Origin of the sequence: Actinoplanes sp. CA-051413, from assembly GCF_050955795.1 — a bacterium.
Lineage (GTDB): Bacteria > Actinomycetota > Actinomycetes > Mycobacteriales > Micromonosporaceae > Actinoplanes.
Genome location: NZ_CP192100.1, coordinates 8740977 through 8766350, shown reverse-complemented (window position 1 = coordinate 8766350; position 25374 = coordinate 8740977). Strand labels below are relative to the sequence as shown.

Annotated in this window: 32 protein-coding genes; 22 read left to right on the top strand and 10 right to left on the bottom strand. The window is 71.3% G+C overall.

The features are described from left to right. Positions 1-18 precede the first annotated feature (18 nt). Positions 19-1218: a carbohydrate-binding protein gene (locus ACQP2Y_RS41355; protein ID WP_433721786.1), complete on the top strand. Its 1200-nt coding sequence runs from the start codon at positions 19-21 to the stop codon at positions 1216-1218. A 34-nt stretch (positions 1219-1252) separates the two neighbouring features. Here ACQP2Y_RS41355 and ACQP2Y_RS41350 read toward each other — a convergent pair whose 3' ends face one another. After that, positions 1253-1918, bottom strand: a complete 666-nt coding sequence (locus ACQP2Y_RS41350; protein WP_433721785.1) for a DedA family protein — start codon at positions 1916-1918, stop codon at positions 1253-1255. Between the two features lie 94 nt (positions 1919-2012). Between ACQP2Y_RS41350 and ACQP2Y_RS41345 the strand changes: the two genes are divergently transcribed. From ACQP2Y_RS41345 to ACQP2Y_RS41300, 10 genes are all read left to right on the top strand, one after another. Continuing rightward, on the top strand, positions 2013-2357 hold the full coding sequence (locus ACQP2Y_RS41345) for a PadR family transcriptional regulator (protein ID WP_433721784.1): 345 nt from the start codon (positions 2013-2015) through the stop codon (positions 2355-2357). Continuing rightward, on the top strand, positions 2354-3370 hold the full coding sequence (locus ACQP2Y_RS41340; RefSeq protein ID WP_433721783.1) for a hypothetical protein: 1017 nt from the start codon (positions 2354-2356) through the stop codon (positions 3368-3370). The genes ACQP2Y_RS41345 and ACQP2Y_RS41340 overlap by 4 nt, the downstream gene beginning before the upstream one ends. A 135-nt stretch (positions 3371-3505) precedes the next feature. Next, on the top strand, positions 3506-3943 hold the full coding sequence (locus ACQP2Y_RS41335; protein WP_433721782.1) for a hypothetical protein: 438 nt from the start codon (positions 3506-3508) through the stop codon (positions 3941-3943). 5 nt (positions 3944-3948) lie between these two features. After that, positions 3949-4812: an MFS transporter permease gene (locus ACQP2Y_RS41330; protein ID WP_433732276.1), complete on the top strand. Its 864-nt coding sequence runs from the start codon at positions 3949-3951 to the stop codon at positions 4810-4812. After that, a complete protein-coding gene (locus ACQP2Y_RS41325) occupies positions 4793-6439 on the top strand; it encodes an alpha-amylase family protein (protein ID WP_433721781.1) in 1647 nt (548 codons plus the stop codon). Before ACQP2Y_RS41330 ends, ACQP2Y_RS41325 begins: the two co-directional genes overlap by 20 nt. A gap of 109 nt (positions 6440-6548) precedes the next feature. Beyond that, entirely contained in the window at positions 6549-7307 is a 759-nt protein-coding gene (fabG, locus tag ACQP2Y_RS41320; protein ID WP_360550397.1) for a 3-oxoacyl-ACP reductase FabG, read from the top strand. 85 nt (positions 7308-7392) lie between these two features. Beyond that, entirely contained in the window at positions 7393-7797 is a 405-nt protein-coding gene (locus ACQP2Y_RS41315) for a hypothetical protein (RefSeq protein WP_433721780.1), read from the top strand. Positions 7798-7800: 3 nt separating this feature from the next. Next, positions 7801-9264 (top strand): glutathionylspermidine synthase family protein, encoded by a 1464-nt coding sequence (locus tag ACQP2Y_RS41310; RefSeq protein WP_433721779.1) that lies wholly within the window; start codon positions 7801-7803, stop codon positions 9262-9264. Between the two features lie 52 nt (positions 9265-9316). Next, a complete protein-coding gene (locus ACQP2Y_RS41305) occupies positions 9317-9814 on the top strand; it encodes a SigE family RNA polymerase sigma factor (protein WP_433721778.1) in 498 nt (165 codons plus the stop codon). Next, the gene (locus ACQP2Y_RS41300) at positions 9814-10833 is read left to right on the top strand and encodes a hypothetical protein (RefSeq protein ID WP_433721777.1); all 1020 of its coding nucleotides are present in this window, start codon (positions 9814-9816) and stop codon (positions 10831-10833) included. Before ACQP2Y_RS41305 ends, ACQP2Y_RS41300 begins: the two co-directional genes overlap by 1 nt. A gap of 26 nt (positions 10834-10859) precedes the next feature. On the opposite strand, the gene ACQP2Y_RS41295 is transcribed toward ACQP2Y_RS41300, so the two are convergent. Continuing rightward, complete coding sequence (locus ACQP2Y_RS41295; protein ID WP_433721776.1) at positions 10860-11291, bottom strand: hypothetical protein; 432 nt, start codon at positions 11289-11291, stop codon at positions 10860-10862. Further along, a complete protein-coding gene (locus tag ACQP2Y_RS41290) occupies positions 11284-11649 on the bottom strand; it encodes a hypothetical protein (RefSeq protein WP_433732274.1) in 366 nt (121 codons plus the stop codon). The genes ACQP2Y_RS41295 and ACQP2Y_RS41290 overlap by 8 nt, the downstream gene beginning before the upstream one ends. A 79-nt stretch (positions 11650-11728) precedes the next feature. On the opposite strand from ACQP2Y_RS41290, the gene ACQP2Y_RS41285 reads away from it, so the two are divergent. Further along, positions 11729-12640, top strand: a complete 912-nt coding sequence (locus ACQP2Y_RS41285) for a Gfo/Idh/MocA family protein (protein WP_433721775.1) — start codon at positions 11729-11731, stop codon at positions 12638-12640. On the opposite strand, the gene ACQP2Y_RS41280 is transcribed toward ACQP2Y_RS41285, so the two are convergent. Together ACQP2Y_RS41280 and ACQP2Y_RS41275 are read right to left on the bottom strand one after the other, a co-directional pair. Next, entirely contained in the window at positions 12637-13863 is a 1227-nt protein-coding gene (locus ACQP2Y_RS41280; protein WP_433721774.1) for a hypothetical protein, read from the bottom strand. The two genes, ACQP2Y_RS41285 and ACQP2Y_RS41280, sit on opposite strands and share 4 nt — an antisense overlap. Then, complete coding sequence (locus ACQP2Y_RS41275) at positions 13860-14372, bottom strand: SigE family RNA polymerase sigma factor (RefSeq protein WP_433721773.1); 513 nt, start codon at positions 14370-14372, stop codon at positions 13860-13862. Before ACQP2Y_RS41275 ends, ACQP2Y_RS41280 begins: the two co-directional genes overlap by 4 nt. Before the next feature lie 152 nt (positions 14373-14524). Between ACQP2Y_RS41275 and ACQP2Y_RS41270 the strand changes: the two genes are divergently transcribed. The 5 genes from ACQP2Y_RS41270 (at position 14525) to ACQP2Y_RS41250 (ending at position 18653) form a co-directional block, all read left to right on the top strand. After that, the gene (locus ACQP2Y_RS41270) at positions 14525-15145 is read left to right on the top strand and encodes a sigma-70 family RNA polymerase sigma factor (RefSeq protein ID WP_360829232.1); all 621 of its coding nucleotides are present in this window, start codon (positions 14525-14527) and stop codon (positions 15143-15145) included. Further along, positions 15142-15900, top strand: a complete 759-nt coding sequence (locus ACQP2Y_RS41265; protein ID WP_433721772.1) for an anti-sigma factor — start codon at positions 15142-15144, stop codon at positions 15898-15900. The genes ACQP2Y_RS41270 and ACQP2Y_RS41265 overlap by 4 nt, the downstream gene beginning before the upstream one ends. A gap of 68 nt (positions 15901-15968) precedes the next feature. Beyond that, complete coding sequence (locus ACQP2Y_RS41260; RefSeq protein WP_433721771.1) at positions 15969-16343, top strand: hypothetical protein; 375 nt, start codon at positions 15969-15971, stop codon at positions 16341-16343. A 100-nt stretch (positions 16344-16443) separates the two neighbouring features. Then, the gene (locus ACQP2Y_RS41255) at positions 16444-17076 is read left to right on the top strand and encodes a fasciclin domain-containing protein (RefSeq protein ID WP_433721770.1); all 633 of its coding nucleotides are present in this window, start codon (positions 16444-16446) and stop codon (positions 17074-17076) included. Between the two features lie 68 nt (positions 17077-17144). Then, complete coding sequence (locus ACQP2Y_RS41250; RefSeq protein ID WP_433721769.1) at positions 17145-18653, top strand: molybdopterin-dependent oxidoreductase; 1509 nt, start codon at positions 17145-17147, stop codon at positions 18651-18653. Between the two features lie 3 nt (positions 18654-18656). Here the strand turns inward: ACQP2Y_RS41250 and ACQP2Y_RS41245 are convergent, their stop codons facing one another. Beyond that, positions 18657-18947, bottom strand: a complete 291-nt coding sequence (locus ACQP2Y_RS41245) for a hypothetical protein (protein ID WP_433721768.1) — start codon at positions 18945-18947, stop codon at positions 18657-18659. A gap of 284 nt (positions 18948-19231) precedes the next feature. Here ACQP2Y_RS41245 and ACQP2Y_RS41240 point away from each other — a divergent pair, with 284 nt between their 5' ends. Further along, the gene (locus ACQP2Y_RS41240) at positions 19232-19603 is read left to right on the top strand and encodes a hypothetical protein (protein ID WP_360550372.1); all 372 of its coding nucleotides are present in this window, start codon (positions 19232-19234) and stop codon (positions 19601-19603) included. Positions 19604-19976: 373 nt separating this feature from the next. Beyond that, on the top strand, positions 19977-20333 hold the full coding sequence (locus ACQP2Y_RS41235; protein ID WP_360813770.1) for an STAS domain-containing protein: 357 nt from the start codon (positions 19977-19979) through the stop codon (positions 20331-20333). A 56-nt stretch (positions 20334-20389) separates the two neighbouring features. On the opposite strand, the gene ACQP2Y_RS41230 is transcribed toward ACQP2Y_RS41235, so the two are convergent. After that, entirely contained in the window at positions 20390-21295 is a 906-nt protein-coding gene (locus tag ACQP2Y_RS41230; protein WP_433721767.1) for a LysR family transcriptional regulator, read from the bottom strand. A 72-nt stretch (positions 21296-21367) separates the two neighbouring features. Between ACQP2Y_RS41230 and ACQP2Y_RS41225 the strand changes: the two genes are divergently transcribed. Together ACQP2Y_RS41225 and ACQP2Y_RS41220 are read left to right on the top strand one after the other, a co-directional pair. After that, positions 21368-22219 (top strand): oxidoreductase, encoded by an 852-nt coding sequence (locus tag ACQP2Y_RS41225; RefSeq protein ID WP_433721766.1) that lies wholly within the window; start codon positions 21368-21370, stop codon positions 22217-22219. Between the two features lie 6 nt (positions 22220-22225). Beyond that, complete coding sequence (locus ACQP2Y_RS41220) at positions 22226-22687, top strand: VanZ family protein (RefSeq protein ID WP_433721765.1); 462 nt, start codon at positions 22226-22228, stop codon at positions 22685-22687. Here ACQP2Y_RS41220 and ACQP2Y_RS41215 read toward each other — a convergent pair. After that, complete coding sequence (locus ACQP2Y_RS41215; RefSeq protein ID WP_433721764.1) at positions 22602-23504, bottom strand: alpha/beta hydrolase; 903 nt, start codon at positions 23502-23504, stop codon at positions 22602-22604. The genes ACQP2Y_RS41220 and ACQP2Y_RS41215 overlap by 86 nt on opposite strands. A 77-nt stretch (positions 23505-23581) precedes the next feature. Here ACQP2Y_RS41215 and ACQP2Y_RS41210 point away from each other — a divergent pair, with 77 nt between their 5' ends. Further along, positions 23582-23953 (top strand): winged helix-turn-helix transcriptional regulator, encoded by a 372-nt coding sequence (locus ACQP2Y_RS41210; protein WP_433721763.1) that lies wholly within the window; start codon positions 23582-23584, stop codon positions 23951-23953. Here the strand turns inward: ACQP2Y_RS41210 and ACQP2Y_RS41205 are convergent. Continuing rightward, a complete protein-coding gene (locus tag ACQP2Y_RS41205) occupies positions 23899-24525 on the bottom strand; it encodes an NADPH-dependent F420 reductase (RefSeq protein ID WP_433721762.1) in 627 nt (208 codons plus the stop codon). The genes ACQP2Y_RS41210 and ACQP2Y_RS41205 overlap by 55 nt on opposite strands. Before the next feature lie 83 nt (positions 24526-24608). Then, positions 24609-25235 carry a VOC family protein gene (locus ACQP2Y_RS41200; RefSeq protein ID WP_433721761.1) on the bottom strand — a complete coding sequence of 209 codons (627 nt, stop codon included), beginning with the start codon at positions 25233-25235 and terminating at the stop codon, positions 24609-24611. Positions 25236-25374 lie beyond the last annotated feature (139 nt).

The following is a 25374-nucleotide window of genomic DNA, read 5'->3' as shown; positions in this document are numbered from 1 at the left end:
CACTGGAGAGATCCCCCCATGAAACTGAAGAAGAAGTACGCCGCCGCGCTCGCGGTGGTCCTGGCCGCGGCCGGGGTCGGCACCACCGTCCTGCTCGCGCCGGGCGCCTCGGCGGCTGTCGCCTGTGCTCCGGCCTGGAGTTCCTCGGCGGTCTACCTCAAGGACAACACCGTCTCGTACCAGGCGAAGAACTACACCGCCAAGTGGTGGACGCAGGGCGAGGTCCCGACGGCCAGCGGGCAGTGGGGCGTCTGGGCCGACAAGGGCGCCTGTGGCGGCGTGGTCGACCCCACGACCCCGCCGACCACGCCCCCGACCGGGCCGACCACCCCGCCGGCGACCGGCACCAAGATGGCGTCCGCGCCGTACATCTACCCCGGCTGGGGCAACCCGCCGGCGCCGTCGACGGTCATGAACGCCACCGGCATCAAGGCCTTCACCATCGCGTTCGTGCTGGCCAACGGCTGCAACCCGGTCTGGGACGGCGAGGGTGGCCTGACCGGCGGCTCGCACGAGAGCACCATCAACGCGATCAAGGCGGCCGGCGGCAGTGTCGTCCCGTCGATCGGCGGCTGGAGCGGCAACAAGCTCGGCCCGAACTGCGCCACCCCGGAAGCGCTCGCCGGCGCGTACCAGAAGGTGATCGACACGTTCGGCCTGAAGGCGATCGACATCGACATCGAGAACAGTGACGAGTTCGAGAACACCGTGGTGCAGGACCGCATCCTCGGCGCCCTCAAGATCGTCAAGCAGAAGAACCCCTCGGTGAAGACGATCCTCACCTTCGGCACCTCGCCGACCGGTCCGAACTACTACGGCACCCGGCTGGTGCAGCAGGCCAAGGCGCTCGGCGCGAACATCGACATCTTCACCCAGATGCCGTTCGACTTCGGCGGCGGCGCTGACATGTACGGCAGCACGGTCGGCGCCTCCGAGGGCCTGAAGAACCTGCTCAAGACCACCTTCGGCTGGAGCGACGCGCAGGCGTACTCGCACCTGGGCATCTCCGGCATGAACGGCCTGTCCGACCAGCAGGAGCTGACCAGCACCGACACGTGGACCCGGATCCGCGACTACGCGAGGAACAACAACCTCGCCCGGTTCACCTTCTGGGCGGTCAACCGGGACCGCGGCTGCGCCGGTGGCGGCGTGGTCTCCGACTGCAGTGGCATCGCGCAGTCCGACTGGGCCTTCACCAAGATCAGCGCGGGCTTCTAGCCACCGTTTCTCCCCTGGCGCGCGGCCGTGGATCTCACCGATCCGCGGTCGCGCGTCGCCGTTTGCGCACCTTCTTGAGCACCCAGCTGCCGATCGCCACCGCGAAGAACGCCATGATCGCGTAGTCGAACCAGCTGCTGTACTTCTCCAGCTGCTGCCACCGTGAGCCCAGGGCGTAGCCACCGCCGATGAACAGGCAGTTCCACAGTCCGCTGCCGAGGGTGGTGAGCAGGGTGAACATGCCCAGCTTCATGTGGTTGGCGCCGGCCGGGATGGACACCAGGCTGCGGACCACCGGAGCCATCCGGCCGAAGAAGACCGCGCCCTTCTCGTGCCGCTCGAACCAGCGGTCGGCCAGGTTGAGGTCGTCGGCGTCGACCAGCGGGATGCGGTCCAACCAGCGGCGCAGCCGCTCCTCACCCAGCGCGTAGCCGAGCCAGTAGAGCGCCAGGGCGCCCAGCACCGAGCCCGCGGTGGCGGCGATGCCCACCAGCACCAGGTTGACCCGGCCCGAGCTGGCCAGATAGCCGGCCATGGACAGCACGATCTCGCTGGGGATGGGCGGGATCAGGTTTTCCAGGGCCACGAGCAGGCCCACGCCCAGCTCGCCGAGCGACTCGATGACCGATGCCACCCAGCCGGTCAGGCCACCCAGCTGACTGGGCTCGGTCTCCGCGGCCAGGTAGTACGGCACGCTCATCCGGCGCTCCTTCGTCTCGGTCCTCGATGCTTACCCGGCTTCCAAAGTACAAACCGCTTGCCGTATATACCTGTCATCGGTATATGCTGCCGCCATGACCGACACACCCATGCGCGAGCCGACCTTCCTGGTGCTCACCGCGCTGGCCTCGGGTCCCCAGCACGGTTACGCCGTGATCGAGGACGTGGCCCGGATGACCGACGGCCGGGTCCGGCTGCGAGCGGGCACCCTCTACGCCGCGCTCGACCGGCTGCGCACCGACGGCCTCATCGAGGTCGACCGCGAGGAGGTCGTGCAGTCCCGGCTGCGCCGCTACTACCGGCTCACGGGGGTCGGGGAGAAGCGGCTGGCCGCCGAGAGCAGCCGCCTGCGCCAGCAGGCCACTCTGGCCGAGGGCCGGCTGCGCGCCCGGCACGACCTGGGAGGGGCGCCCGCGTGACCGCACCGCTCGAGATCCGGTACCGCCGCCTGCTGGCGATCTATCCGCCGGCGCACCGCCACGCCTACGAGGAGGAGATGGTGACCGTGCTGATGGAGGGCGCTTCACCCGGGCAGCGCAGACCCGCCCTGGGTGAGGCCGTCGACCTGCTCCGGGCCGGCCTCCTCGCGCGCCTCGGCCGCGGCGCGCAAAGCATGCGCACCTCCGCCTGGCGCGATGCCGCCGCGGTCGCCGCCCTGCTCAGTGCGGTGCTGCTCGCGGCCGTCGCCGGCCGCCGGCTGATCCTCGGCCTGCTGTACGCACGGGAGTCCGGCGATCCGATGCGCGCCTTCGGCGTGGACGGTGGCCTGCTGATCGACGTGGCCGCCCGCTCGGTGGCGTGGCTCGTGGTCGTGGTGGCCGTGCTGCTCGCCGCCCGGCGTACGGCGATGGCGCTGGCGGTCGTGGCGGTGCTCGTCGAGATCACCGCCGTCGCGGTGTGGCTGCCGAGCCAGGAGTTCCGCGCGGTCCGGATGTCCTGGGCGCTGGTCGCGGCGTTGCTGACGGTGGCGTTGCTGGTGCTGTCCCGGCGGGGCCGCCCGGCCGTTGTGATCCTGGGCCGGCGTGGCAGCGTCATGCTCGCCGCCGGTTTGGTCCTGGCCGCGGTGCGCGCCCTCCTGCTGCCGTGGTGGCCAACGCCGCCGCAGATCCTCGGCCTGGTCACCGTCACCGACGTCCTGCTCGTCGCGGCCGGCGCGTTGCTGCTGGCGGGCCTGCAGCGGATCCCCGCCGGGATCCGGCGCCGACTTCTGGTGCTGCTCGCGCCCCTGCTGGCTGTGCCGGTGGCGCAGCACCAGCTCGAGCAGGCGATCGACATCACCCTCGCGCGGTCCGTGACGCCCGGCATCGTCGTGGTCGACGTCCTGATGATGGCCGGCATCCCGTTGCTGGCCTTCGCCCTGGCGGCCGTCGTGCTGCACCTGCGGGAGGGCGTCAAGGTCACGGTCACCCGGACGCCGCAGCCGGCCGCATGACGCTGCCGCTGGTGCCGGCCGGGTGGCGGCCGCCGGGCCCGCGGAGCCGGACGGGGTCGCCGTCCGTATGAACGAGGCCGCCGCGTCGTGCCGGGATGGTCCGGGGTGGCGCGGCGGCGGTAGTGTCCCGGCGCGATGGAAACGTTGAGTACGCGCGGGCGGACGACCCGGGTCGCGGTGACGGTGGCCGGGCTGGTGCTGCTGCTCCTGGGCACCTTCTGGGGGCAGGACGACGACTTCCCGTTCGGGCCGTTCCGGATGTATTCCACCGCACCCGATCCGAACGCCGACGCGCCGGACACCCGGGTCGAGGGTGTCGACACCACCGGGCGCACGGTGGTGCTGACCGAGGCCAACAGCGGGCTGCGGCGGGCCGAGATCGAGGGCCAGCAGCAGGCCTACATCGACGACCCGGCCCGGCTGCGGCAGATCGCCACGGCTTACGAGGAGAAGAGCCCCGGGGCCGCGCCATTGCGCACCGTACGGATCGTCATCCGCTGGGAGGGCATCGAGGACTCCCGGCCCACCGGCACCAGCCGGGACGAGATCATCGCCACCTGGAGTGCACCGTGAACCGGCTGACCCGCTGGCTGACCGAGCCGGTCCCGCTGGGCCGGGTCGCCGCGTTCCGCACGCTGATCTACCTCTTCGTCGCGGCCGACCTGGTGATCTTCACGCCCTGGGTCCGCCACCACGCCAGCACGCCCGGTGATCTGTACAAACCGCTGCTGGTCGGCCGGCTGCTGCACCTGCCCACCCCGACCCCGCTGCTGGTGCACGGCATCTTCTGGGTGCTGCTCGTGGTCGCGCTGGCCGCGGCCACCGGGCGGGCTCCCCGGCTGCTCGGCTGGACCGTCTTCGCGCTCTACTTCGAGTGGATGGTCATCGCGATGAGCTACGGCAAGGTCGACCACGACCGGGTCGGTCTGCTGGTCGCGCTGGCCGTGCTGCCGACCGTGGGGCGGGCCCGGCACGGCGATCCCCGCAGCACCGAGGCCGGCGGCTGGGCGTTGCGGGTCACCCAGATCGCGGTGGTGTGCACGTACTTCCTGGCGGCCTGGGCCAAGCTGCGTTTCGGCGGCATCGACTGGGTGACGAGCTCGGTGCTGGCCCGGGCCATCATCCGCCGCGGCACGGACCTGGCCGACCTGATCGCCGGCGTGCCGTACCTGCTGATCCTCGCGCAGTTCGGGATCGTGGCGTTCGAGCTGGCCAGCCCGGCGATCTTCTTCCTGCGGCCGCGCTGGCGCAACCACGCGGTGGCGTTCTTCTACTCGTTCCATCTGGTCACGTTCGCCACCATCACCATCTCGTTCGCCCCGCACCTCGCCGCGATCACCAGCTTCCTGGCGCTGGAGAAGGTCCGGCCCCTGACGTGGGCCCGAAGTTTCCTGAAGCGGAGCCGGGGACAAGTAAGGGGGCATGAGCGACCGGTGGTATGAGAAGGCCGTCATTTACTGCGCCGACATCGACACGTTCGCCGACTCCAACGGCGACGGGGTCGGCGACATCAAGGGCATGATCGGGCGGCTGGACTATCTGGCCCGCCTCGGCATCACCTGTCTGTGGCTGAACCCGGTCCACCCGACGCCGAACCGCGACGACGGCTACGACGTGGCCGACTTCTACAACGTCGACCCGCGCCTGGGCAGCCTCGGCGACTTCACCGAGCTGGTGCACCAGGCCCGCGACCGGGGCATCCGGGTCATCATCGACCTGGTCGTGAACCACACCTCCGACCAGCACCCGTGGTTCACCTCGGCGCGTTCGTCGCCGGACTCGCCGTACCGGGACTGGTACGTCTGGGCCGAGACCCAGCCCGAGGACCGGCACCAGGGCATGGTGTTCCCCGGTGAGCAGGCCGAGACGTGGACCTACGACCGCACCGCGAAGCTCTGGTACTACCACCGGTTCTACAAGTTCCAGCCCGACCTCAACATCAAGAACCCCGAGGTCCGCGAGGAGATCAAGAAGATCTGCGCGTTCTGGCTGCAGCTGGGCGTCTCCGGGTTCCGGATGGACGCGGTGCCGTTCATCATCGAGGAGACCGAGCCGGGCAACCCGAACTCGCCCAAGGACATGGCGTTCCTCAGCGAGCTGCGCCAGCACGTGCAGTGGCGCCAGGGCGACGCCGTGCTGCTGGCCGAGGCCAATGTCGAGCCCGAGCAGCTCAAGGACTTCTTCGGCGACGGCGGCGGCTCGGCCAACCGGATCCACATGCTGTTCGACTTCATGCTCAACGGCCGGCTGATGCTCTCGCTGGCCCGGCGCAACCCGGAAGCGATCATCGACGCGCTGCGCGACACGCCGCAGCTGCCGGTCGGCGGTCAGTGGGCCACCTTCTTGCGCAACCACGACGAGGTCGACCTGTCCCGGCTCACCGCCGAGCAGCGCACCGAGGTGTTCGCCCAGTTCGGCCCGGACGAGGACATGCAGCTCTACGGCCGGGGCATCCGCCGCCGGCTGGCCTCGATGCTGGGCGGCGACCGCCGGCGCATCGAGCTGGCCTACGCGCTGCAGTTCAGCCTGCGGGGCACGCCGGTGCTGCGGTACGGCGAGGAGCTCGGCATGGGTGACGACCTCACCCAGAAGGGGCGCGACGCGATCCGTACCCCGATGCAGTGGAACATGGCCGCCAACGGCGGCTTCTCCACCGCCAAGGCCGACCAGCTCGTGCGCCCGGTGATCACCGGCGGCGAGTACGGCTACGAGAAGGTCAACGCCACCCTGCAACGGCACGACCCGAAGTCGCTGCTGTCGTGGTTCGAGCGGATGATCCGGACCCTCAAAGAGGCGCCGGAGGTCGGCAGCGGGAGCTGCACCCACGTGGACGTGCCCGGCCCGGCGGGACTGCTCGTGCACCGCGCGGACGACTCCACCGGCACCATGCTCTTCCTGCACAACCTGGCCGAGGAGGACGGCGTGGTGGACCTCAGCAGCCTGTACCCGGAGGCTGACTTCCCCAACGACGTGCTCGCCGACCAGGAGTATCCGGAGCCCGGCAAGTTCGACCAGCTCAAGGTGGCGGGTTACGGCTACCGCTGGATCCGGCTGTGCCGGAAGCCGTGACCGTAAATTTGCATCCTTGATGCAGAAAGATGACCCCACCAGGTAACCCGCGGGTAACAGCTGGGTTAGAGTCGGCCGACTGCGTAACAGATCAAGCGGGAGGCCAGCAATGACCCAGCCGAGTCGGGTAGCGATCGTGACCGGGGCCGCACGTGGCATCGGCGAGGCGACCGCGCGCAAGCTCGCCGCCGACGGCCTGTCCGTGGCGGTCGTCGACCTCGACGAGGGAGCCTGCGCGAACACGGTGACCGCGATCCACGACGCCGGCGGCACCGCCCTCGCCGTCGGCGCCGACGTCTCGGACGCCGTCCAGGTCGCCGCCGCCGTCGAGCGGGTCACCGCCGAGCTCGGCGCGCCCACGGTGCTGGTCAACAACGCCGGCGTGCTGCGCGACAACCTGCTGTTCAAGATGAGCGACGACGACTGGGAGACCGTGATGGCGGTCCACCTGCGCGGCGCGTTCCTGTTCAGCCGGGCCGTGCAGAAGCACATGGTCGACGCCCAGTGGGGTCGCATCGTCTGCCTGTCCAGCACGTCGGCGCTGGGCAACCGGGGCCAGGCCAACTACGCCGCGGCCAAGGCCGGCCTCCAGGGCTTCACCAAGACGCTGGCCATCGAGCTGGGTCGCTTCGGCGTCACGGCCAACGCGGTCGCGCCCGGTTTCATCGTGACCGATATGACCGCCGCCACCGCGGCCCGGGTCGGCGTCGACTTCGCGGACTTTCAGAAGGCGGCGATCGGTCAGATCCCGGTCGGCCGGGCGGGCCGTCCCGAAGACGTGGCGAACACCGTATCCTTCCTGGTCAGTGAAGGAGCGGGATTCGTCTCCGGCCAGGTGATCTACGTGGCCGGCGGTCCTCGCGACTAGCCGTCATGGCTTGATCCGGCGAGCTACACATGATGGAGCGGGCCGGACGGGTCGAAGGGTGGAGAAGCCGACAGTGAACCGAAGGATGAGCTCCCGTAGCGTGTCGTTGACCAGCACTTTCCTGCTGCTGGCCGCGGGAGGGGTGGCCGCCTGCGACAACGACGACACCCAGGACGAGGCGTTCTACTGCGCCGACGCCAACGGCACCGTCGTGGACGAGGACAACTGCGACGACGACGACAACAACAACGGCGGCGGTGTGGGTTTCGTGCCGTTCTTCATCTGGCACTCGTCGAGCTACGGCTCCGGATACCGGCCCGGCTACCGGCTGCCCGCGGGCGGCAGCAAGTTCGCCTACAACGACCGGGCCGCGCGCTCGTCGTTCGGGCTGCCGTCGTCCGGCCGGATCAGCAACGGCACGGTCAAGACCAGCGTCGTGGGCAAGGGTGGCAGTGGCACGTCCGGCAAGTCCGGCAAGTCGGGTGGCTGAGCGTTGAAGCGGGTTCCCTACGGCCCGGTCCGCGACGGCTGGCGGCTCACCAACTACAGCCTCGGCCTGACCTACAACGACACCGAGCTGCCGGACGGCACGATGATGTCGTACTGGCAGGAGGGGCCGTACTACGACTTCAGCCAAGCCGAGATCGAGGAGCTGGAAGCGGCGACGACCGCGCTCAACAGCATGTGCCTCGAGGCCGGCGACTGGATGGTCCAGCAGTGCCCCCGGCACACCGCGCAGGGCCGCCGCGACGGCTACTTCGCGTCGGTCTGCGGCCCGGAGACCTGCTTCCTGGCCAGGATCGGCATCCCGGAGTACACCCACGAGCAGATCCTCCGCACGTGGTTCGACGGCGACGCCGAGACCTGGACGCATCAGGACAAGGACCCGGACGGCCGGATCCCGATGCAGACCCCGGACTACTCGCCGTCCGTCTACGGCCGCTTCGACCTCTGGTACAACGGCGCCGGCAGCGTCCCGCGCCTGCTCGAATACAACGCGCAGACGCCGACGTCGCTGGTCGAGGCCGCGGTCATCCAGTGGCACTGGGTGGACCAGACCGGCGTGACCCAGCACCCCTGGCGGCAGTGGAACTCCATCCATGACCGGCTGGTCGGCTGGGAGGCGGCCGACGGCGAGCCGGCCAACCCCGGCGCCTGGCGGCGCAACATCGGCAAGCTGCGCGAGGCGCGTCCGTGGCTGCCGGAAAAGCCCAAGATCTACTTCGCGTACGAGACCAGTGAGACGTCCGGTGAGGACCGGATGAACGTGGCCTACCTGATGGCGACCGCCGAGGAGGCCGGCTATCCGGTCGAGCTGATCGCGATGAGCCAGATCGGCTGGGACGTGGCCGGGGACCGGGTGCTCTTCGTGCCCTCCCCGGGCCAGGAGCACAAGGCGCAGCCGATCGACGTGATCTTCATGCTGTACCCGTGGGAGTGGTTCTGGAACGAGGAGGGCGGCAAGGCCTTCTTCCGGAACATGGCCGATCCCGCCAAGCGCGGCACGGTGTGGATCGAGCCCCCGTACAAGGCGGCGCTGCTGGGCAACAAGGCGCTGCTGCCGGTGCTGTGGAAGCTCTTCGGCGACGACCCGGAGCGCGGTAAATACCTCCTCCCGGCCTACTTCGCGGAGTCGTCGAAGGCGGCGACCCTGACCTCGTACGCGAAAAAGCCGGTCTGGGGTCGCGAGGGCGGCTCGGTCAGGCTGGTCCGGGACGGCGTCACCCTGGTCGACAACCCCACCGAGTACGGCAGCGACGGCCGTTTCGTGGTGCAGGAGCTGCTGGAGCTGCCATCGTTCGACGGCCTCGAGGGCACTGTGCACCCGGTGATCGGCGCCTGGCTGATCGACGGGGAGCCGGCCGGCATGGGCATCCGCGAGGGTCTGGGCACCGACGGCCTGGTCACCCGGGACAACTGCAACTTCCTGCCGCACACCGTCGGCGCCGATTCCTGAATTTTTCTCACCGCCCCTCAACGTTCCGGCTCCACCGGCGCGTTGAGGGGTTGTGACATTCGAGGAGTTCGTGGCGCTGCGGCTGAGCGCCCTGCTGCGCTACGCCACGGTGGTGACCTGGGATCCGCATCTCGCGGAGGACGTCACCCAGGAGGTCCTGGTCCGGGTGCAGCAGCGGTGGGGCCGCATCGGCGGGCTCGACTCGCCCGAGGCCTACGTCAAACGCATGGTCGTCAACGAGTTCCTGTCGTGGCGGCGGCGCCGGGCCGCGCGGCCGGTGAGCCGGGAGTCCCTGGAGGTCGCCGCCGGCAGCGTGCCCGACCACGGCATCTCGTGGGGTGAGCGCGACGCGATGTGGCGGCTGATCGCCACCCTGCCGGCCCGGCAACGCGCGGCCGTCGCGCTGCGCTTCTACGAGGACATGTCCTACGACGAGATCGCCGACGCCCTGGGCTGCCGCGCGGTCACCGCCCGTTCGCATGTCTCCCGCGCCCTGCTCGCGCTGCGGGAGCAGCTGCCGGCCGCGCCGATCCTGACCGGGGAGAAATGATGAGCCAGTCCCTCGAAGACCTCGTCCGCGCGGCACAGCACCAGCAGGCCGAGCGGGCCGTGGATCCGCAGCGCGTCCTCGCCGCCCTGCCGCAGCGCCGGGCCCGGGTTGTCCGGCGCCGTCGTCTGGTGCTGGCCTTGGCTGCCGCGGCGATCGTCGCGGTGCTGGCCCCGATGCTCGCTCTGCGCCCGGGGCCGGCCCCGCAGCCGCCGAGTGTCACCCCGAGCCCGGTGCCCAGCGTGACCGGGCCCCAGAGCCGGTTCGTGCCCCTGGAGTTCAGCCCGGGCTGGCTGCCGGTGGGGTACGCGGAGTACTACCGCTCGATCCGGCCGGGGGAGGGCCTCATCCGGGTCTGGGGCTCGGCGCCGCCTCCGTCCCCGTTGCTGATCGACGATGTCCCGCGCCGGTTGTCGATGACCGTCGCCGCGGCCGGGGAGTCAGAGGTGACCCGGGACGAGAGTGACGAGACAGTCGAGATCAACGGCAGCAGCGGCGGCTACCGTCACGACGGGCCGCCGGGGGTGTACTGGCAGACCGGCGGCTTCACCATCGAGATCCGGGCTGACCAGCCGGGGATCACCAGGGCCACCATGCTGCGCATCGCCCGTTCGGTGCGGCCCGATCCCGCCGGGACCGAACTGCCCATGGTGATCGCCATTCCCGCCGGGCAGGTGAGCGTGGCCCAGAGCGTGACAGGTGTCTCGCCCGGCGAATGGCTCGCGGTGACCGACCTCGGCGAGGAGGACCCCTTCGGCAGCGCCGTGGCCTCGGGCACCTCGGTCAGCGTCGGCACGGTGACCCCGGCGCCCGCGGGCGGCACCAGCCTGCGGGTCGGCGGCCGGCCCGCCCGTCACCTGTACGCGGAGGTCCCGGAGGGCGGCCACTACCTGGTCGTCGAGCTCGGTGGCGGGCTGCGGCTGACCGTCTTCTCCCTGGACCTGGACCGGCCGGCGATGGTGGCGCTGGCCGAGGCGGCCGGTGCGCCGAACCCGACAGCGTTCAGATGGATCGGGAGCTGACCCGCCAGCCGTCCGGGGCTAGCCGATCAGGGCCGGGCGGGCCGGTTGCGCCACAGCCACCAGAGGCCGATCAACGGGAGCACCAGCGGCACGTAGCCGTAGCCGCTACCGAAGCGCGACCAGACGGTGGCGTCCGGGAACGCCTCCTGGTCGAGCACGCTGAGGGTGCCCACCACCAGGACGCCCACCAGCTCGATCGAGCAGCTGGTCAGGGCGATCAGGCGGCCCCGGGTGCCACCGACGGCGAGGCCGATCGTGGCCGCGATGTAGACCAGCGCGGCGAACGCCGACAGCAGGAACGCCAGCGGCGCCTCGGCGAACTTCGTGGCGATCTGCACGCCGGCCCGGGCGCCCGCGGAGACCGCGAAGATGCCGTACACCAGCAGCAGCACCCGGCCGGCGCCGGTGCCCAGGGCCGCATCCCGCGGTCTGGTGTGGGCGGGTGTCGGCTCAGCCACCGGTGGCCTCCGCGATCTGCTGCAACCGCAGCACGAGAACCGGCAGCACCAGGCAGGCGACGCCGAGGATGAGGGTGCCCCAGCGGGTCGGCTCGAGCCGGGCCAGGTAGAAGCCGACCGGGGCGAACGCGACGGTGGTGATCAGGTAGCCGATGAAGGTGGTCGTCTCGCCCGGCCGGTCCCCGGTGATGAGCCCGACGACGGCCACCACCACGAGCACCGCGACCAGAGCGCTGAGACCGAGCATGGCCCACAGGTCGGTGTTGCTGGGGGCCCGGTTGAGCGCCGAGCGGATCAGATACCAGATCCCCAGCAGGAGGGCCACGACGATGGTCGCGGTCGACAGCGGGCCGTTCATCACCGGCACAGCGTACTGATCAGCAGCAGCGTGTTAACTTTCGGCCGGGTGTGATCTCCAGCGGGAAGGCGGCACGAGGATGCGGTTCGGACTTTTCGGTACGGGACCGTGGGCCCACCAGGCGCACGCCCCGGCGCTGGCGGCGCACCCGGACGTCGAGTTCGTGGGTGTCTGGGGCCGGGACCCGGCCAAGGCGGCCGCGCTGGCCTCGGAGCACGGCGCGCAGCCCTACGCGGAGATCGACGCGCTGATCGCCGACGTGGACGCGATCGCCGTCGCTCTGCCCCCGGACGTGCAGGCCGACATCGCCCTGCGCGCGGCCAGGGCGGGCAAGCATCTGCTGCTGGACAAGCCGATCGCCTTCACCACCGAGGCCGCCGCCGAGATCGTCGCGGCCGCCGCCGCACAGCAGGTGGCCGGGGTCGTCTTCTTCACCCGGCGCTTCATGCCGCAGATCCAGCAGTTCATCGACGAGGTCCGCGCGGCCGGCGGCTGGCTGGAGGCGCGGATCGACCACCTCGGCTCGATCTTCCAGCCCGGCAACCCGTTCGGGGCGTCGGTGTGGCGCAAGCAGAGCGGCGGCCTGTGGGACGTCGGCCCGCACGCGGTCGCGCTGATCCTGCCCGTGCTGGGCCCGGTCGCGCAGGTCACCGCGCTGGCCGGCGACCGCGACATGACACACGTGCTGCTGCGGCACACCGGCGGCGCGATCAGCACGCTGACGCTGTCCGTCGACGCCCCGGCCGCCTTGGAACGCGAGGACGCGGCGTTCTTCGGTGAGTCCGGGGTCGCCGACGTGCCGCCGGTGCCGTGGCTGCCGGTGGAGGCCTTCGGCCGGGCGGTGGACGCCCTGTTCGGCGCGGCGAACGGCGGCCCGGCTCCGGCGCTGGACCTGGCCTTCGGCGCCGAGGTGGTGGCGATCCTGGCCGCGGCCGGTGAGTCGATCACCACCGGCCGCACCATCACGTTGGAGCCGGGCGAGCCGGGTTAGCGGCAGCGCCAGAGCAGCGGGTGGTTCTCGGTGTCCGGTCCGGCCGAGTAGCCGGCCACGACCAGGCCGTCGTCGCTGATGCTCTTCACGATGTACTGCTGCTCGCCCTTGAGCTTCAGGTCCGCCGGTAGCTTCGTGTTGCGGGTGCCGACGGTGATCACCGGCCGGTCGGCCTCGCCCACCACCCAGCCGTTGGCCGCCACCCGCGCCGGCATCCCGGCGCCGGACACGAGCCGCTCGTAGCTGTTGCTGGCAATGCGGTAGCGGAAGAAGGCGAACGATCGGGTGTCTGCGGTGTCGATCACGGCGCGGCCCACCACCCAGCCGTCGCGGATCGCGGCGGGCCAGAACATGGTCGCCTTGCGGCCGTCGACCTCGGGCAACGGCATACGGCGGGTGGTGCCGTCGGCCAGCCACAGGTAGCCCGTGCCCTCCTTGCCCGTCGGCGTGATGGTGCCGAGCACGTTGCCGGCCTCGTCGATGTCGCCGGCCTCGCCGGACTCCGTGCCGTCCGGCAACGGCAGCCGCTGCGGCTTCGCGGTCACGGACGCCCAGCGCGCCGGGACGCCCTCGTACAGCGGACCGAGCGAACCGACCACCACCCCGGCGTCGTTGATCGCCGACGCCGCGCCCTCGCCGCCGGCCAGCGGCTTGACCTTGCCGTCGCGGTACGCGTACGGCCGGATCTCCGGGTCGAAACCGGAACCGACCGCCTGGCCGCGCGAGTTGATGTCGACGAAGCTGTCGTCGGAACCGCCGACCCGGAGCTGGCTGACGATCTTGCCGTCCCGCCACACCACGAGCGGACGACCCTGCCCGCCGCCCGGCGGATACAGCCGGCCGACGTGCCAGCGCCCGCTCGCGTCACCCCCGGTGACCAGCGCTTTCTCGATACCGGCGGTGGGCAGCCGGCTGACCGTGCAGTCCTTGGGCCCGGCCGGCGGGGCGGCGACCGCGATCGACGGGGACGGGGTGACAGCCGGGCGCGGTGGTGGTGGCGTGGGCCGGCCCAGGGCGGAGAAGGCCAGCGTGCCCCCGGCCGCGGTGGTCGCGGTGACGGCCACGACCGCCATTCCGCTGGTCCACCACCGGGTGCGGCGGCGGCGCCGGCCCTCGGCCATCGCGCCGGCCACGTCGATGCGGGACGGGCCGGCCGGATCGCCGGCGAGCGGGCTCAGCAGGGCCACCGCGTCGCGGTCGGCGCTGTCCGGATGCTGGTTCATCGTGTGCCCCCGAGGGAGTGGATGCGGTCGCCGAGGATCCGGCGCAGGGCCGTGAGTCCGTGGGCTGTCTGACTTTTCACGGTGCCCTCGCTGCAGCTCAGCACCCGGGCGACATCGGCAATCGACTGATCGCAGAGAAAGCGCAGCACCAGCACGGCCTGCTGCCGCGGTGGCACCTGGGACAGCGCGGCCCGCAGCACGGCCCGTTCCTCGACGCCGTGGCCGTGGTGTGCCGGCGCGGGCCGGTCGGGTGGGACGCCGAGGCGAACCTTCCACCAGCCCCGGCGCTTCTCGTCGAGGAAGATGCGGACCAGCATCGTGTGCACGTACGCGTCGATGTTCTCCACGCCGCTGATCCGCGACCACCGCACATACAGCTTGGTGATGGTCTCCTGCACCAGATCGTCGGCATGGTGCTCGTCGCCGCAGAGCAGGTACGCGGTACGCCGCAGACCTGTCGTCCGCCCGTGCACGTACGCCAGGTACTCCGCGTCCGATCCGTTGGTCATCCCTGCTCCCGCCGTCGTCCCTGTAGTAAACGGTGACGTCGGACGATCGGTTGTATGCCGTCGCGGCCGCTCTGTGGTGCGATGACCCATCCGCGTAGCCGTCCGTGCCGAATGGCAGTTGATACGGCATGAGCGATGGAGAGGCTGACTTCATGACTGAGCGCGGCGCCGCCCGCCGGCCTGACCATCTGTCGGCCGTGCCCGATGCTCCGGCCGGCCCCACCTCCGACGTCGGCGACCTGGTACGCGCGGTGGCCCGCGGCGACGAGCCGGCGTTCGCCCGCCTCTACGATCTGGTCTCGCCCCGGGTCTACGGCCTGATCAGGCGCGTGTTGCGCGATCCGGCCCAGGCCGAGGAGGTGGCCCAGGAGGTGCTGGTCGAGGTGTGGCGCACGGCGGCCCGCTTCGACGCCGCCCGCGGCACGGCGACGTCCTGGATCTTCACCATCGCGCATCGCCGCGCGGTGGACCGGGTGCGCTCCGAGCAGGCCTCGTCCGACCGCACCATGAAGGTCGGCATCGCGTCGGTGGAGACCCCGTACGACGAGGTCGTCGACGAGGTGGCCGGGCGGCTGGAACGCCAGCAGGTGCGGCACTGCCTGGACGATCTCACCGAGCTCCAGCGCCAGGCGGTGACGCTCGCGTACTACCAGGGCCACTCGTACCGCGAGGTGGCCGAGCTTTTGCAGACCCCATTGCCCACGGTCAAGACCCGGATGCGTGACGGCTTGATCCGCCTGCGCGACTGCCTGGGTGTGGAGGTGACCGCATGACCACGACGGACATTCACGCCCTGGTCGGTGCCTACGCGCTGGACGCGGTGGACGACCTCGAGCGGGCCGCCTTCGAGCGGCACATCCTGGCCTGCGAAGGGTGCCGCGGCGAGGTCGACGAGCTGCGCGAGACCGCGTCGCGGCTGGCCGACAGCACCTGGTCGGTCCCGCCGCCGCAGCTGCGCACGGACGTGCTCGCCGCGATCGGCCGGACCCGTCAGCTGCCGCCGGGCGAGTCGGCCCGGCCCGAGCCGGACGCGCGGGCGGCGGTGTCGCGCTGGCGCCGGTACACGGCGGGCGCGGCCGCGGCGTGCATCCTGGCCACCGGGGCGGGTGCGGCCACGTGGGCCGTGCAGGAGCAGCGGGTACGCGCCAAGAACACCGCCGTTGCTGCCGCGGAGCTGCGGGAGGCCCGTACCCAGGCCATCCTGGCCGCCCCCGACCTGGTGGTCCGCACCGCGCCGATGATCGGCGGAGGCCGGGTCACCGTGGCCTCGTCCGCTCAGCAGGCGGCCAGTGTGGTGTCGTTGCGCGCCGAGCGGGCGCCGGCGACGGACCGGGCCTTCCAGCTCTGGACGATCCGTGGCACCGAGAAGCCGGTCGACGCCGGTCTGCTGCCAGCGGGAGAGGCTGCGGCGGCGCAGGTCGTGGACGGCGTGCCGGGCAACGACATCTTCGCCGTCTCGGTGGAGCCGTCGACCGGGTCGGCCCAGCCCACCGCGGACCAGATCGTCGCGCAAGTTCCGCTGACGTAGACCCATCCGGGCCCCATACCGCTCCGAATCGTCTGTAGAGGAAAGAAAACGACGAAACGGAGATACTGATGGTCACCGACATCCGGCGCGCGGCGGTCCAGGGGGTACGCGACAACAGCGGCCCCGTGACCTTCGCCTTCGGATTGGTGCTGGTGGGCATCGGTATCGCCGGTTTTCTCGCCGTCGGCCGGGCTGAACTGCCCGGGCGGTTCGAGGTCACGATGCCGTTCAGCGTCCTGCACCTCGGGCTGGGCGCCGCCCTGGTGTCCACCGCGATCCTCGGCCCGCGTCCGGCGCGGGTCACCGCCACCTGGGCCGGTCTCACGTTGCTCGCCCTGGGTCTCGCCGGCCTGGCCGGTGTCACCCGGGTCGCGCCGAACGGTGCCGATATCGCCCTCTGTCTCGTTCTCGGTATAGCGCTGACGGCCGTCGGCCGCCGCTGATCATCAAGCACCGCCCCGTAAAAAGGCGCCCCCGCGCGCATCTGTTCGAGCAGTTCGTCACGAATATTCCGTGACATCCATTTCCGAAGGGGATCCCACCATGCGCGCCACCAAGATCACTGCCATCGCCGCCGCCCTCGTCTTCTCCGCCTCCCTGGCCGCCTGCGGCGGGGACGACGCGAGCGGCGAGGACACCGCGGCGGCTCCGGCCGCCACCACGGCGTCGGCCGCTCCCTCCATGGCCGGCACGGACACCATGGCGACCTTCGGTGCCGGCTGTGCCGCCGTGCCGACCGAGGCGTCCGACCCGGGCAGCTTCGACGCCATGGCCAAGGTGCCGGTCGCGACCGCCGCCTCCGGCAACCCGCTGCTGTCCACACTGGTCACCGCGGTCAAGCAGGCCGGGCTGGTCGACACGCTGAACACCGCGCCCGCCCTGACCGTCTTCGCGCCGACCAACGACGCTTTCGCCAAGATCCCGGCGGCCGACCTCAAGGCCGTGCTGGCCGACAAGAAGACGCTGACCAGCATCCTCACGTACCACGTGGTCGAGGGAAAGCTCACCCCGGCGCAGCTGGCCGGCACCCACAAGACCATCCAGGGTGACGAGGTCACGGTCGAGGGCAGCGGCAGCGACTTCAAGGTCAACGAGGCGTCGGTCGTCTGCGGCAACGTGCAGACCGCCAACGCGACCGTCTACATCATCGACTCCGTCCTCATGCCGAAGGGCTGATCTTTCTTCGGGAACGCGCCGGCCGTGGTGGTGACCACGGCCGGCGCCCGGCAGGGAAGGAGATCGTCGTGCGCCGTATCGCCTGGCCCGCCGTCATCGGTGTGCTCTCGGCCGCATTCGGGGTCGCCCTCGCGGAAGTGCTCGCGGCCGCGACCCGGCCCCAGGCCGGACCGCTGGTCGCCGTCGGGGGCGCGGTGATCGACGCGGCGCCGACGCCGCTCAAGGAGTTCGCGGTACGCACGCTCGGCACGAACGACAAGCCCGTCCTGCTCGGCACGATCGCCCTGGCCCTGATCCTGTTCACAGCCCTGGTCGGAGTGCTCAGTGTCCGCCGCCGCAGGGTTGCCGTGGCCGGCGCCGCACTGTTCGGTCTGGCCGGAGCGGTCGCCGCAGCACTACGACCCGCTGCGATCGCCTACGACGTGGTGCCGTCCATTGTGGGCGCTACGGTCGCCGGGGCCACGCTGCTGTTCCTGCTCCACCGCTCCTACCGGACCGACGCGGCGGAGCCCGGCCCGGCCGGTTTCGATCGTCGCGCGTTTCTGCGCACCGCCGCGGTGATCGCCGGCGGCGCTGTCGTCGCGGGTGGTACGTCCGAAGTCGTCAAGCGGGTCCGCGGCGGAGCCGTCACCAGATCCCGCGAGGCCATCGAGCTGCCGGCGGCCGCGAGCCCCGCGAAGCCGCTGCCCGCCGGCACCGCCCCGGGCTTCGTGACCGCCAACGCGGACTTCTACCGGGTCGACACCGCCCTGACCGTGCCCTCCATCGACGTCGAGACCTGGCGCCTGCGGATCCACGGGATGGTCGAGCGGGAGGTCGAGCTGTCCTTCGACGACCTGCTGAAGCGGCCGCTGATCGAGCGGGACGTCACTCTGAACTGCGTGTCCAACGAGGTGGGTGGGCCGTACATCGGCACTGCCCGCTGGCTCGGTGTCCCGCTCGCCCCGCTGCTGCGGGAGCTGGGGGTCAAGCCGGGCGCCGACCAGGTGGTGGCCCGCTCGGTCGAGGGCATGACCATCGGCACGCCGGTCGAGACGGTCTTCGACGGCCGCGACACGATGCTCTGCGTCGGGATGAACGGCGAGCCCCTACCCCTGGCGCACGGCTTCCCGGTCCGCATGCTGACCCCCGGCCTGTACGGCTACGCCGGCGCCTGCAAGTGGATGACCGAGCTCGAACTGACCACCTTCGCCGACTTCGACGCCTACTGGGTACGCCGGAAGTGGGGTGCCCGCGGCCCGGTCAAGACGGCGTCGCGGATCGACAAGCCGGCGCCGTTCGCGAAGCTGAATGCGGGCAAGCTCACCGTGGCCGGCGTCGCCTGGGCGCAGGGCCGTGGCATCAGAACGGTCGAGGTACGCGTCGACGACCGCCCGTGGGCCAAGGCGGAACTGCTGCCGGTCCCGTCCACGGACACCTGGGTCCAGTGGCGCTACGAGTGGCCCGCCACCGCCGGTCTGCACACTCTCTCCGTCCGGGCCGTCGACGGCACCGGCGCTGTGCAGACCGAGCAGCGGGCGACACCGTTCCCGGACGGCGCGACCGGCTGGCACACCGTCACCGCAACGGTGGAGTGACCGTCAGGGGACCGTACGCTCGATGGCCGCGGCGCCGTCGCGTTCCAGCTCCTGGCGGGCGCGTTCGATGTTCTCCGGCGTCGGGTCCCGGCCCTCGGCCTGTGCCAGGTCGACCGGCTCCCATTCCTGCTCCGCCCCGGTCCGCACCGGCGGCTCCTCGCCCGGCGCCAGGAACTCCGGGTTGTCGGAGTCGGGGCCGCCACCGGTGACGAAGGCGCTCACGGCGACGTCGTCCTCCACGGCGTCCGCGACCTCCTGCGTCTCCTCCAGCGGCGGGCGGTTCTCGTCGGTCATGGCTCCTCCAACGTGGATGCCTCAATACCTCGATCTTCTTCCTACTCCGCCTTACCCGGCTTGCCCAGCACTCAGTCAGCTCGGCCCGCGGGCGCATAAATCGGGCGATCAAGCCCTTCGACCTCCAAGCGAGCGTGATTCGGACAACGGTCGCGCGCATCGGATGGACGGTGTGTAGTGAGCCGAATACATTTCTGCGTTGGCACGTGTATGAGTGTTCCGGCGGGGACCACTCAGTGCGTGGGCCGCCGGCGGCGACTCGCGGCACGTGGCGCGAGGGGAACGTGACAGATGATCGATCGCTGGGATGTTCAGAGGTGAGCAGCCTGCCGGATGCCGAGCGGGACGCGAGCGAGGTCGTCCAGTTGCTGGCAGGGCTGGCCGCTCTGCTGCGCGGCCGGGATCGCGCGCTCGACGAGGACACCCGCGTGATGCTGAACATGGCGCTGGAGGGCAGGCTCTCCGCGGGGCGTGTGCTGGAGTATCTCCACGCTCTGCAGGGCTCCGGTGACGGGGTGGCCGCTGCGGTGCCACCACGGCTCGGCCCCTGGCGGGACTGGGTGCCGCCGAGGGGAAACCTGCTCGGCGAGAAGGCCGGCGCACCTCGGATAGAGGAGCTGCCCCGCCATCGCCGCCGCCACGACCCCGGCGAATAGCGGCGACCCGCGACCGGCGTCATCCCGGGGCGGAAACCTGAGCGGCCGACCGTCCCGGGTCCGAGTCGGATCATGTCGTACGCGGCCGGCTGCCCGGCCTCAGCAGGCCCGATTCGCGCTCCGGCGCCAGCCCGGTCCGGGTACGCCGGTCCTCGACGCGCGGGCCGCCCGCTGACCGATCCAGCACATTCTGGCCATATGAACTACTCTGGCGTTCCGCGCCTACCTGGCGTAACTTGCAGACCAGCGGACTGTTGTTGGACGCGGTATCCGGTCGGCGCCTGGGTGAGGCGCCGAGCTGCGCAGCTGGTCAGCGCAGAGACCCCCGCGCGGAGGTGGCGTCGTCCGCACGACGCCCAGGAAGAGGGCAGCTGTGTATCTGCCGATCACCACTCGTCAGTTGGCCGATGGCACCGTCGAGATCGCGCCGAGCGGCGAGATCGATCTCGACAACGCGCACGTGATGCGTGACGCGGTCAACGACGTGCTCACCACCTCCACGCCCGGGAAGATCGATCTCGACCTCCAACGGGTGATGTTGATCGACAGCATCGGCATCGGCATTCTCGTGGCCTGCTTCCACGCGGCCGCCGCCAGCGGCGTCAAGCTCGTGGTGAGCCACCCGAGCCCGACGGTCTACCGCCAGCTCTGGATCTCCGGCCTGGTCGGCCTGCTGGGCTGCGCCGAGCCGCCCTCCCCGCGCACCTCGGTGGGCCTGCGCCCGAGCTGACCCGCGTCACCCGATCGAGGGAATTCGCGCGCCGGTCTCCCGAGCATTTCCCGGCCTCATCCGGCCCTGGTCAGGTCCGTCGAGGCCGCCAGGTCGGTGGCCACTTCCAGCAGGTGGGTCAGCACCGGCCGGTCGGCCCGCGGATGCCAGGCGACGACGGTCTCGGCCCGGTCCCCGGCCAGCGGCACGAAGACCACTCCGCTGTCCCGCAACGTCCGGGCCGAGCGGGCCAGCCGGGTCACTCCGACGCCGGCCGCGACCAGTCCCAGCAGGCTCGGCACGGTGGCCGACCGCTGCACCACCCGGGGCGTGAAGCCGGCGATCGCGAAGTCCCGGTCGTACTTGGCGTGCCACGGCGGCCACGACTCGCGCGGTGTCAGCACCCACGGATCGTCGGCCAGCTCGCCCAGCTCCACCTCGTCACGGCCGGCGAGGTGGTGCCCGGCCGGCAGCACGGCGCAGACCGGCTCGACGATCAGAGTGCGGGTGACCAGGTCGTCGACCAGCGGCGGCCGGGTGAAGGCGGCGTCGAAACGGCCGTCGCGCAGGCCGGCGACCAGCTCGGCGATGCCGGTGTCGGCGGTGACCAGCTCGACGTCCGGATACTGCGCCCGGAACGCCCGCACGACCGGCGGCAGCATGTAGTTCGCCACCGAGGACAGGAACGCCACACTCAGCCGGCCGATCTCACCCCGGGCCGCCCGGCCGACCGTCGCCACCGCTTCCTCCGCACGAGCCAGCACGGCGCAGGCCTCGGGCAGGAACAGCCGGCCGACCTCGGTGAGCCGGGTGCCGCGGCTGTCCCGATCGAACAGCCGCACCCCGAGAATGCGTTCGAGCACGGTGATCTGGGCCGACAGCGACTGCTGGGCGATGTGCAGGTCGGCCGCCGCGCGGGTGAAGCTCAACCGCTCGGCCACCGCGACGAAGTAGCCCAGCTGCCGCAGCTCGGGAGTGGTCACAGTCTCCGACTGTAGTGACGTCAGGAAGTCGATGTTGGCCGCGCCGGACCCGGCCCCGGCAGGCTGGCAACCATGGTCGAGACAGACAAGGTATGGCTGATCACCGGCTGCTCCGCGGGCTTCGGCCGGGAACTGGTGCTGGCGGCCCACGCGGCCGGCGACCGGGTGCTCGCGACCGCCCGCCGCCCGGAACAACTCGCGGACCTGGTCGCCGCCGGCGGCGGCCGGATCGCCGCCACCGCCCTGGACGTGACCGATCCGGCATCGGTCGCGGCGGCGGTCGGCACCGCCCTGGACACGTTCGGGCGCATCGACGTGGTGGTCAACAACGCCGGGCACGGCTCCGTGGGCGCGGTCGAGGAGCTCGAGCTGGCCGACCTGCGCGCACTCATGGAGGTCATGTTCTTCGGGGCGGTCGAGGTGACCAAGGCCGTCCTGCCCCACCTGCGGGCCCGGGGGAGCGGCGCGATCGTGCAGATGAGCTCGATGGGCGGGCAGGTCAGCATGCCGGGCTTCGGCGCGTACTGCGCGGCCAAGTTCGCGCTGGAAGGACTGTCCGAGGCCCTCGCCGCCGAGGTGCGGCCACTGGGCATCACGACGCTGATCGTCGAGCCGGGGGCCTTCCGTACCGAATTCGGCGGGGCCCGGATGCACCGGTCGGCCCCGATCGACGCGTACCGGGAGTCGACCGGGCCGACCCGCGCGGCCGTCGAGCAGATGGACGGCACCCAGCCCGGCGACCCGGCCAAGGCGGCCTGGGCCGTCGTCACCGTGCTGGGCAGCGACGACCCGCCCCTGCGGCTCGCCCTCGGCGCCGACGCGGTCGACCACATCGGCGCGCACCTCGACGCGGTCCGGGCAGATCTCGACAAGTGGGCGGAGGTGAGCCGCTCGACCGCGCTGTCCGGGGTCGCCTACCGTTGACAGATCATGGTGCGGCGGCTGACAGTCACGGTCTTCTTCCTGTACGCCGTGGGCGTCATCGCCATCACCGTCTTCCCGATCCGGGTCCGGTCCGCGGCCTACTGGACCGGCGAACCATGGTGGACGATGGTCCACTGGATCCCCGGCGACGTGGACGCGCCCAGCTTCGTGCTCAACGTCATCATGTTCATCCCGCTGGGCGTGCTGCTGCCGCTGCTCCGGCCGTCGCTGGATGCCGTACGCCGGCTCGCCGGGTGCGCGGCCGCGGCCAGCTCGGCCATCGAGCTGATCCAGTTCGTGCTCGGGATGACGCTGGGCAGCCGCCGCACGGTCGATGTCAACGACCTGATCGCCAACACCGCCGGCGCGCTGCTCGGCCTGCTCATCCTGCGGCTGGCCGTGCCGTCGCGGCGGCACCGCGCAGCGTTCGGCGCAGGAAGTCCGCCGTCGCCGTCACCGCCCGGCTGACGTGCGGCTCCCGGTCGTAGAGGTCGACGTGCTGCCCGGCGTCCAGCCAGACGATCTCCTTGTCCCCGGGCGTCTCCTCGTACATCCGGGCGGCGAGTTCCGGGCTGCAGTAGTCGTCCTTGCGGCCGTGCACGATCAGCAGTGGCGTCTCGGCCAGCAGCGCCGCCCGGCCCAGCGCGTCGAAGGTGAGCAACGCGTGCAGGGACCCGCGCGTCACCCTGTTCTCCCAGGTGGCGGCCGCGGAACGGGCAGTGCCGTAGTACGACCACGGTTCGGCGCCGGCCATCGCGGCCTCGCCGTCGCCCGGTGCCACGGCCGGCAGGTGGTCGTCGTAGGAGTCGATGAAGCTCCGCAGGCCGGCGCGGTAAGCGGCCGGGTCACGGGCGAACCAGGCCGGGCTGTTGTAGGCGCCGGCGATTCCGGCCACGGCGCGTACCCGGGGGTCGGTGGCGGCGGCGCTGACCGCGTACCCGCCGCCCAGACAGATGCCCACCAGGCCGATCCGTTCCGGGTCCACCTCGGAGCGCGCCTGCAGCAAGCTCACCGCCGACCGCAGGTCGGCGAGCTTGCCCTGGGTGTCCTCGTGGCCGCGACGCCCTTCGCTGGCCCCGAACCCGCGGTGGTCGAAAGCCAGCGTGACCAGGCCGGCCCGCGCCAGCCGCTCGGCGTAGAGCCCGGTGACCTGCTCACGCACGCCGGTGAACGGCCCGGTCAGCGCGACCGCGCCGCCGTCGGCGCCGGCGGGCACGCGCAGAGTGCCGCGCAGGGCGAGGCCGTCGCTGGCAAAAGTGATTTCTTCGGTACGGATGTCGTCCACGCCCCGACGCTAGGCTCAGCGCAGGCGGCTGCCCAGAAGGCACTTCACAGTGCCCATCCGGCTCGGGGGTACGGACGATGACGCTGGTGATCCCGGACGTGCTCGAGGAGAGCTGCGCGACGCGGCAGGCGCTCGAACGCCTCGCGGCGAAATGGCGGGTGCTGCTGATCTACGCACTGCTGGCCGGCCCGCAACGCCCGGCAGCGCTGCGCCGGAGACTGCCGGGGATCACCCAGAAGGTGCTCACCGAGACGCTGCGGGCGATGGCCGCGGACGGCCTGGTGGAGCGGCGGGTCCTGAGGGAGGAACCGCCGCAGCACGTCGAGTACGCCCTCACGCCGCTGGGCCGCACGCTGGAGGAGCCGCTGGCCGCGATCTGCGGCTGGGCCGCGTCTCAGGCCTCGTTGAGCAGTCCGACCAGCTTGGCGGCGTCCACGTCCGGACCGTAGGCCGGGGTCCCGGGCTGCTGCCGCCACGACTCGTCGAGCCCGCCGATGTCGACGGCGTCGAAGCCGAGCTCGTCGACCAGGTTGAGCACGACGACCTTGGCCCGCTGGTCGTCGCCGGCCACCGGCAGCGCCCGCCGGCCCTCGGTGCCCGGCGGGGTGGGCCGGTCCAGCAGCTGCTGGGCGACGATGTTGTTGAAGACCTTCACGACCGGGTGACCGAGCTGCTCACTGACCCACCGCGAGGAGACCATCCCGTCGTCGATCGGACGGATCTGCCCGTCCCGCTGCGGGTAGTAGTTGTTCGTGTCGATCACGACGACACCCGGCGCGGCGCTGTCGAGCAGCCCCTTGGGCAGGTCAGCGACGGCCTTGAGCGGCACCGCGACGATCACGACCTCGGCGTCCCGCGGGGCGTCGAGGACGTCGACCGGGGTGGCGCCGGTCCGGGCAGCAACTGCGTCGAGGGTCTGCGGCCCCCGCGAATTGGCGATGACAACCTGATGGCCGTGCCGGACAAGAAGCTGCGCCAGATTCCCACCGATGTGCCCGGCGCCGATGATCCCGATCTTCATGCTGATCCTCCGTCTCTCCGAGGATCACAATGCCCGAGGACGCCGCCGTCATCCCGGACGTGTCGCACGCCATGCCGGCAACGTCAGACCATGAGCTCCGGCTCCACCTGATGAATCTTGATCGGCATCCCGTCGGGCGTCTCGACATGCAACCGCACCCCGAGATCCCGATCGACGGCAACCTCGACAACGGTGACACCCTGCGCCCGAAGCAGCTGCTCAAGCCGGTCGAGCGGCATCGTGGCGGTGAAGTTGAGCTCAACGGTGGACTCGCCGCGCGAGGCATCCGGGGGGCGGGTGACCAGGCCGATCTGGGACGTGCCGACCTGCATGAGAACCCACTCGCCGTCGCGGTCGCCGTGGTTGATCTCGCCGCCGAGCTTCTCGTAGAAGGCGACTGCGGCGGGCATGTCGTCGACGTGGACCATCGGCTGGAGTTGAAGTCCGGGGAGCAGGGGGCGGACCTTGGCGACGCCTACGGTCTCGGGTCGGCGGCCGGTGGGCGAGGCGAAGGAGCGCTGGTTGGCGGCGGCGGGAAGCGGGTTGGGCCGGGCGGCCGCGGGTGACGAGTTCTGCGGCTCCGACCGGCGCGGATCTGGCTTGGGGGTGTCGCCCATTTCGGGCTCGTGCGTGCCGCTGATCTCGGAGCGTTGTGGATCGGCGGGTGTGTCCTGCCGTGCGGCTTGGGGGTAGGGATGCGCTGCCGGCACGGCGGAGTTTTCCGTCGGCGGGGTGCGCCTGGGGCTTGGCATCGGGCGACCGGACGTCCGGACGAATCGGGTGCCGCTGTTTGCAGACGAGTCACCCTCGGCGGTTCCGGCTGCAGGATCCGTTCCGGCCGGCCTCAGC

Bases quoted from the DNA above. Each gene is read 5' to 3' on its own strand.
- ACQP2Y_RS41355 (WP_433721786.1), top strand. From the start codon at position 19: ATGAAACTGAAGAAGAAGTACGCCGCCGCGCTCGCGGTGGTCCTGGCC.
- ACQP2Y_RS41350 (WP_433721785.1), bottom strand. From the start codon at position 1,918: ATGAGCGTGCCGTACTACCTGGCCGCGGAGACCGAGCCCAGTCAGCTG.
- ACQP2Y_RS41345 (WP_433721784.1), top strand. From the start codon at position 2,013: ATGACCGACACACCCATGCGCGAGCCGACCTTCCTGGTGCTCACCGCG.
- ACQP2Y_RS41335 (WP_433721782.1), top strand. From the start codon at position 3,506: ATGGAAACGTTGAGTACGCGCGGGCGGACGACCCGGGTCGCGGTGACG.
- ACQP2Y_RS41325 (WP_433721781.1), top strand. From the start codon at position 4,793: ATGAGCGACCGGTGGTATGAGAAGGCCGTCATTTACTGCGCCGACATC.
- fabG (WP_360550397.1), top strand. From the start codon at position 6,549: ATGACCCAGCCGAGTCGGGTAGCGATCGTGACCGGGGCCGCACGTGGC.
- ACQP2Y_RS41315 (WP_433721780.1), top strand. From the start codon at position 7,393: ATGAGCTCCCGTAGCGTGTCGTTGACCAGCACTTTCCTGCTGCTGGCC.
- ACQP2Y_RS41300 (WP_433721777.1), top strand. From the start codon at position 9,814: ATGAGCCAGTCCCTCGAAGACCTCGTCCGCGCGGCACAGCACCAGCAG.
- ACQP2Y_RS41290 (WP_433732274.1), bottom strand. From the start codon at position 11,649: ATGAACGGCCCGCTGTCGACCGCGACCATCGTCGTGGCCCTCCTGCTG.
- ACQP2Y_RS41285 (WP_433721775.1), top strand. From the start codon at position 11,729: ATGCGGTTCGGACTTTTCGGTACGGGACCGTGGGCCCACCAGGCGCAC.
- ACQP2Y_RS41280 (WP_433721774.1), bottom strand. From the start codon at position 13,863: ATGAACCAGCATCCGGACAGCGCCGACCGCGACGCGGTGGCCCTGCTG.
- ACQP2Y_RS41275 (WP_433721773.1), bottom strand. From the start codon at position 14,372: ATGACCAACGGATCGGACGCGGAGTACCTGGCGTACGTGCACGGGCGG.
- ACQP2Y_RS41270 (WP_360829232.1), top strand. From the start codon at position 14,525: ATGACTGAGCGCGGCGCCGCCCGCCGGCCTGACCATCTGTCGGCCGTG.
- ACQP2Y_RS41265 (WP_433721772.1), top strand. From the start codon at position 15,142: ATGACCACGACGGACATTCACGCCCTGGTCGGTGCCTACGCGCTGGAC.
- ACQP2Y_RS41260 (WP_433721771.1), top strand. From the start codon at position 15,969: ATGGTCACCGACATCCGGCGCGCGGCGGTCCAGGGGGTACGCGACAAC.
- ACQP2Y_RS41255 (WP_433721770.1), top strand. From the start codon at position 16,444: ATGCGCGCCACCAAGATCACTGCCATCGCCGCCGCCCTCGTCTTCTCC.
- ACQP2Y_RS41245 (WP_433721768.1), bottom strand. From the start codon at position 18,947: ATGACCGACGAGAACCGCCCGCCGCTGGAGGAGACGCAGGAGGTCGCG.
- ACQP2Y_RS41225 (WP_433721766.1), top strand. From the start codon at position 21,368: ATGGTCGAGACAGACAAGGTATGGCTGATCACCGGCTGCTCCGCGGGC.
- ACQP2Y_RS41220 (WP_433721765.1), top strand. From the start codon at position 22,226: ATGGTGCGGCGGCTGACAGTCACGGTCTTCTTCCTGTACGCCGTGGGC.
- ACQP2Y_RS41210 (WP_433721763.1), top strand. From the start codon at position 23,582: ATGACGCTGGTGATCCCGGACGTGCTCGAGGAGAGCTGCGCGACGCGG.
- ACQP2Y_RS41205 (WP_433721762.1), bottom strand. From the start codon at position 24,525: ATGAAGATCGGGATCATCGGCGCCGGGCACATCGGTGGGAATCTGGCG.